Source organism: Brevibacillus sp. SAFN-007a, from assembly GCF_051967035.1.
In the GTDB taxonomy this organism is placed as follows: Bacteria; Bacillota; Bacilli; order Brevibacillales; family Brevibacillaceae; genus Brevibacillus.
Genome location: NZ_JBQCKK010000026.1, coordinates 35,502 through 41,575 on the forward strand (window position 1 = coordinate 35,502; position 6,074 = coordinate 41,575).

Below are 6,074 nucleotides of genomic sequence, written 5' to 3' on the forward strand. Positions count from 1 at the left end.
CTTGTAGACTCTTATCCTTCTAGTATATCATGCATCTACATGGAAAGATTTTGTTTTTCACGTATTTTGTCAGCGATTTCGTTAATTTTTCGCAAGCGGTGATTAATTCCCGATTTGCTGACGACTCCGCTTGGGACCATTTCCCCCAATTCCTTCAAGTTGATATCGGGGTGAGCGACGCGAAGTTCCGCTACCTCGCGCAGACGTCTGGGCAAATTCTCCAGCCCGATTTCCTGATCGATGAGCTGAATGTTTTCCATTTGCCTGGTGGCAGCGTTTACCGTTTTGTTGATGTTGGCAATCTCACAATTATGCAAACGGTTCACAGAGTTGCGCATGTCCTTTACGATCCGGACGTCCTCAAAATACAACAGAGCCTGGTGTGCGCCGATCAGGCTTAAAAACTCCGTGATTTTCTCGCCTTCTTTAATGTAGAGGACATACCCTTTTTTCCGTTCGATGCACTTGGCATTTAGTTTATACCGATTGGCGATCTTGGTCAATGCTTCGCAAAAATCCTGGTAGGAAGTAAATATCTCCAGGTGATAGCTGGATGCCTCCGGATGATTGACCGAGCCGCCCGCCAGAAAAGCCCCACGCAAGTAGGCAGCCCGGCAGCACGACTTTTTCACAATCTCGGGCGCGATCCCGGGGATAAACGACAAGCTGCCGTCCATGATCGCCAGGTCTTGCAAAATTTCGTTGGCTTGGTTGGGGATGCGCACGATGTAGACGTTGTTCTTTTTCAGCCGCATTTTTTTGCGAACGAGCAGCTCGCAATGCGTCTGAAACAGCTTTTTAATCAAGGTGTAAATCCTTCTGGCAATCGCCGCATTTTCTGTCGTCACATCCAGCACCAGGCGTCCTGCCCCGAACTGCAAGCTTCCGTTCATGCGGATCAAGGCAGATAATTCGGCCTTGCTACAGCAGTCGGCGCTCTCCATCATGGTCAGTTCTTTTTTGGTATGCGCGGCGAATGACATCGAACCTCACTACTCCTTCTCTATCTTCAGCACCCTCCGTCGGCGCTTGACGAGTGAGACCACTTGCTTGCTCACTGCGTGCGCGTCGTGACGCAGGTATCCATCTTCAAATGTGACCAACGGCTTTGCCACAATATGCAAGCCCAGCTGACGCAGCTTTTTCAGGTCACAGGCGACAGGAGCTGCTCCCTTCTCCGCGTATTTTTCCAATACGTGGCTTGGCAGCTCCGCTGAATTGACAATGATCGTATCCAGAAATGCTTCTTTTACATGATCGTACATGACCTGCACGTGCTTCGAGGCGGTGAACCCATCCGTCTCTCCCGGCTGCGTCATCACGTTGCAAATATAAATCTTCGGAGCTGTCGAACGCTTGATCGCAGCGAACAACCCCCGGACAAGCAAATTGGGCAGGATGCTCGTATACAAGCTGCCCGGGCCAATCAAAATGGCATCCGCCTCAGCTATGGCCAAAAGTGCTTCGCTCAGCGGCACAGCGTCTGCCGGATCAAGGAAAACCCGTTTGATTTCCTTGCCTGTTAGCGGTATTTGGGACTCTCCGATCACGATAGAGCCATCCGCCATTTCAGCTTTCAACCGAATGGATTGCGTGGAAGCCGGCAGCACATCTCCACGCACCGCCAAAACGCCGCTCAATGTTTTGACCGCGGTGACAAAATCTCCCGTGATTTCGTTCATGGCTGCAAGCAATAGATTTCCCAAATTATGCCCTGCTAATCCCGTGCCTGAGGAAAAACGGTACTGCATGACTTTTTCCATCAACGGCTCCGTATCGGCCAAAGCAGTCAGCACATTGCGAATGTCTCCGGGCGGCAGCATATCCATTTCCTCGCGCAGACGTCCCGAGCTTCCCCCATCGTCTGCTACGGTTACAATCGCTGTGATATGCACCGGCTCATGCTTCAAGCCGCGCAAAAGGACGGACAGACCCGTTCCTCCGCCAATGACGACAATTCGTAATGGCCTTGCCTGCAGCCTCCCCATTCCCTTCGTAGGCATATGTCACCTCATTATTTCTGATACAAATAAACAGGTGGCTTTTTCATGCGGATTTTCTTGCGTTTTTCTTCCTGCCATCCTATGCTCACTTGTTCTTTTCCATGTCTCGATGACTGACGCGTATGGTAAAATCTTTTCCGAAGGTCTTGCCCAGATGCTCGGCAATCGCGACAGAACGGTGTTTTCCGCCCGTACAGCCGATCCCGATGACGAGCTGGCTTTTTCCTTCGCGTTGATAATGAGGCAAGGTATACGCCAAAAAGTCCGTCAGCTTCTCGATGAACTCCTTGGTTTCCTTGTGCTTCATCACATAATCGGCCACCTCCGGATCGCATCCGGTCTTGGGCCGCAATTCGTCTACATAATGCGGATTCGGCAAAAACCGGACATCGAACATCAAGTCCGCGTCAATCGGCGTACCGTATTTAAAGCCAAACGACAATACATTGATCGTGAGGGGTGATCCTTGTTGGGCGTATTGGTTGATAATTTTTTCCCGAAGCTGCGCTGGCTTCATTTGACTCGTATCGATAATCTGATGCGCCCAGCCCTTCATTTCCTGCAACAGACGGCGCTCAGCATGAATTCCTTCCAGAGGGGAACCGTTCGGCGAAAGCGGATGTCTGCGACGGGTTTCCTTGTAACGGGAAACCAGCGTTTGGTCGTTCGCATCGAGGTAGAGGATGTGATACGACAATCCCTCCATCTGCTCCAGGCTCTCGATCGTCACGGATAGATTTTCGAAAAACTCCCGTCCACGCAAGTCGATCACCAAAGCGACACGCTCAATACTCCCGCCAGACTGTTTGACCAACTCGGCAAATTTGGGAATCAGCACTGGGGGCAGGTTGTCTACGCAAAAATAACCCAGGTCCTCCAAGCTTTGTACCGCAACTGTTTTTCCCGCACCTGACATTCCGGTAATAATCAGGAGATTAATGGCCTTGTCGTTTCCCAATTCCGTCACGCAACTCGCCTCCTACGATTCTGACAATAGCATACCATACTCACGGCCCGGTTCGCACCTTTTTGGGCGCTTCCCCTTCGCCCATCTATTTTTGGGCAAAAAAAGATGCGCGACTGAAAAGCCAGCCACGCAATCATGGTTCTATAGATAAGGGGGTCAATTCATTGTCTTTAGCTTACCCTTGAATTATTTCACTCATGTTACAAGCGCGTTAAGAGATTGTGACATTTTGTTCCTTTAGCTTTTCATTCAGTTCTTCCACATAGTGCTGGGCCGATTGTGCCGCAATGGAACCGTCTCCGGTTGCTGTCACGACCTGACGCAGCATTTTTTCCCGCACATCTCCGGCTGCAAACACGCCTTTTACTGTGGTTTGCATTTTTTCGTCCGTGAGGATATAGCCTGCCTCATTGGTAATCCCCAGCGAACGTACGCTTTCCGTCAACGGGTCCATGCCGACGTAGATGAACACCCCGTCCGTCGCAAATTCTCTTTGCTCGCCGGTCTTGAGGTTTTCCAGAAGGACAGACTGCACTTTTCCTTCTCCGCGAATTTCTTTTACAGTGGTATCCCAGATCACTTCGATCTTTTCGTTTTCAAAAGCGCGTTTTTGCAAGATTTTTTGTGCGCGGAACTGATCGCGACGGTGTACAATCGTCACTTTGGAAGCAAAGCGGGTAAGGAAAACAGCTTCCTCGACCGCGGAGTCGCCGCCGCCCACGACAACCAGCTCTTTGTTGCGGAAGAAAGCGCCGTCGCACACAGCGCAGTAGGAAACGCCTCGACCGGACAGCTCTTTTTCCCCCGGCACTCCCAGCAAGCGATGCTCGGCACCTGTCGCGACGATCACCGATTTGGCCAAGTATTCCTTGTCGCCTGCAATCACGCGTTTGTACGGCTGTTCATCGCGGATTTCCTTGATCTCGCCGTAAGCGTATTCTGCTCCAAACTGCTGTGCATGCTCGAACATTTTGGTCGAGAGATCAGGACCGAGAATAGAGGTGAAGCCTGGGTAGTTCTCGATCTCCTCCGTGTTGGCCATCTGGCCGCCAGGAATGCCTCTCTCCAGCATCAAAGTGCTCATGTTGGCGCGGGAAGTGTATACGGCAGCCGTCATACCGGCAGGGCCGGCTCCGGCGATGATGACATCATAAATTTTTTGCTCGCTCATATCTGTTGCCTCCTCGTCTGACACGTTTCCTTATTTAAAGTTATTATAATGTAATAATCTATTTAAAATCAAGTGTCGACAATACTTTGACGCATTTGGCTACGGTTGACGTCGAGACCCCGTATTTTTTGGCCAGATAAGCTTGCGATTTTTTATTGTTTCCTATAGTTCCGTATACATATTCTAATGCAGCGATCCATGCAACTGCTTTCCGCACTTGTACTTGACTTTGCGCGTATTTCTGATGCTTTTCCCAGACGCGCAAGCACCATTCTCCGGCTTCCTGCTGTCCTTCCGCGAGCAAGTAGCGGCGAATCCCTTCTTCGACACTCATCTCACCCTGGGCGGCCCTGTCGGTGTGTCGTTTGCCAGCCGATGCGGACGCATCCTCGGGCATCGTCGCTCCCATATCTGCCAGTGCCAGCAATGCCAGCTTTTGCAGCTGGGGATTGTCGGTCTGGTAGTAAAATTGACGCACAGCGTGCTCCGCCTCGTCATCGCCGATTAACGAAAGAGTTTGCAAAACGGCAAATTTGACTTCGTCGCGACCATGCTGCAAGGCCCACAAGAGCGATGCGCGAATCATCGGATCGTTTTTGAAGTCCTCCACTCCGGTAAACGGCGCCTTTTCCCAAGACACCTCGCGCTGCGGCGGGTTGTACTGGTAAGGGATCTGCTTTATAGCGTCCCCTTCTTGCTCGTTTTTTACCATCTGAATGTACTGGTCGGCTATCCCGGATTCCGGGTCCATCTGCTTGGCTTTTTGCCACCAGCGCAAGGCCTGCTCTTTTCGTCCGCTCAAGTACGCAGAGATCGCCGCATAGTGGTAGGTGCAGGCTTCGTACGGACGGCCCGTACGCAACATGCGTTGGTAATGAAAGTACGCGTCGTCATGCTGTCCCAGGACGCCCATCGTCGTCGCCAGCTTGTACGTATTTTCCGGGTGAAACGGAACGACCTTCTTTAGCATGTCCATCAGAGCCAGCAGTTCTGTCGTATGGTTGTGATGAGAGAGCAAAACGGCCAGGTTGCACAGCGCATGCAAATTGCCGTGCTCCTTCTCCAGCGTCTTCTCGATCGTCTCCATCGCTTTTTGAAAATCGCCCACATAATAATAGGCAAGAGACAAGTTATTCCATGCCGGCAAAAAGTCGGGATCGGCTTCCACGATTTCTTTCAAAATCTCCAAAGCCTCCAGGAAGCGGCCTTCCTCCAAACTGCGGCGGGCACGTTCGTGCTTGCTGTACACATCCTCGTTTTCACTCGGAAGAAAGTGGCGCGGCGGCAAGTCCAGCTCGAAATAAATGTAATCCAGCAGTTCCTCCGCTTCCTCCCGGTAATGCCCGTTGCCCGCCTCTTGCAGATAGCGGACAGCCATTTCCTCTGCCATCTGATAATCTTCCAGATTGGCGTAGTTGTTCGCCATGTAGAAGTATACTTCCACCATGGACGGGTCCCATTTTTCTATAACCTCGTAGAGGACTTCATTCGATGCTTCAAACTGTCCGATTTCGGCGAGGGCACTGGCCAGATGGCAATGGCATTCCGCATTGGCTGGCTCCATCTCAACAGCACGACGAAACGACCGCAGCGCTTTTTCATAGTCGTACCGATGCAAAAAGCGCATTCCACGGTCAACAAAAAAAGCGGCATCTTGCTTGAAGTCGACAACAGTTGTTTTCTTCAAAATACTTTTGTTATGTTTCATAAACCCTCCAACATCATAGGAGCAGCACTTCAAGTATCGTACCAGAAGCGGTGGCAGCCTACAAGCTGACTCGTCTTTTAAAGTGTATGTCGCAGGCAAAAGCAGGAAAACACCACTGGCGCAGAGCAAGTGGTGTTTACGAACTGTAATGGAGCGGACGACGGGTCTCGAACCCGCGACCTTCGCCTTGGCAAGGCGACGCTCTACCAATTGAGCTACGTCCGC

Annotated in this window: 5 protein-coding genes and 1 tRNA gene; all 6 read right to left on the reverse strand. The window is 51.3% G+C overall.

All coding sequences use genetic code 11. From position 1 onward, the window contains the following. Positions 1–35 precede the first annotated feature (35 nt). The 6 genes from whiA to ACTHO6_RS19335 all read right to left on the reverse strand — a co-directional run bounded on the left by whiA (position 36) and on the right by ACTHO6_RS19335 (position 6,074). A complete protein-coding gene (gene whiA, locus ACTHO6_RS19310; protein ID WP_440243296.1) occupies positions 36–983 on the reverse strand; it encodes a DNA-binding protein WhiA in 948 nt (315 codons plus the stop codon). 9 nt (positions 984–992) lie between these two features. After that, positions 993–2,003, reverse strand: a complete 1,011-nt coding sequence (locus ACTHO6_RS19315; protein WP_440243297.1) for a gluconeogenesis factor YvcK family protein — start codon at positions 2,001–2,003, stop codon at positions 993–995. A gap of 85 nt (positions 2,004–2,088) precedes the next feature. Continuing rightward, the gene (rapZ, locus tag ACTHO6_RS19320) at positions 2,089–2,970 is read right to left on the reverse strand and encodes an RNase adapter RapZ (RefSeq protein ID WP_440243298.1); all 882 of its coding nucleotides are present in this window, start codon (positions 2,968–2,970) and stop codon (positions 2,089–2,091) included. A gap of 211 nt (positions 2,971–3,181) precedes the next feature. Beyond that, a complete protein-coding gene (gene trxB / locus ACTHO6_RS19325) occupies positions 3,182–4,141 on the reverse strand; it encodes a thioredoxin-disulfide reductase (protein ID WP_440243299.1) in 960 nt (319 codons plus the stop codon). A 58-nt stretch (positions 4,142–4,199) separates the two neighbouring features. Continuing rightward, on the reverse strand, positions 4,200–5,849 hold the full coding sequence (locus tag ACTHO6_RS19330; protein WP_440243300.1) for a tetratricopeptide repeat protein: 1,650 nt from the start codon (positions 5,847–5,849) through the stop codon (positions 4,200–4,202). A gap of 149 nt (positions 5,850–5,998) precedes the next feature. Next, positions 5,999–6,074: transfer RNA gene (locus ACTHO6_RS19335), tRNA-Gly, on the reverse strand.

Excerpts from the sequence above, each read along its gene's own strand:
- whiA (WP_440243296.1), bottom strand. The coding sequence starts at position 983 with ATGTCATTCGCCGCGCATACCAAAAAAGAACTGACCATGATGGAGAGC.
- ACTHO6_RS19315 (WP_440243297.1), bottom strand. The coding sequence starts at position 2,003 with ATGCCTACGAAGGGAATGGGGAGGCTGCAGGCAAGGCCATTACGAATT.
- trxB (WP_440243299.1), bottom strand. The coding sequence starts at position 4,141 with ATGAGCGAGCAAAAAATTTATGATGTCATCATCGCCGGAGCCGGCCCT.
- ACTHO6_RS19330 (WP_440243300.1), bottom strand. The coding sequence starts at position 5,849 with ATGAAACATAACAAAAGTATTTTGAAGAAAACAACTGTTGTCGACTTC.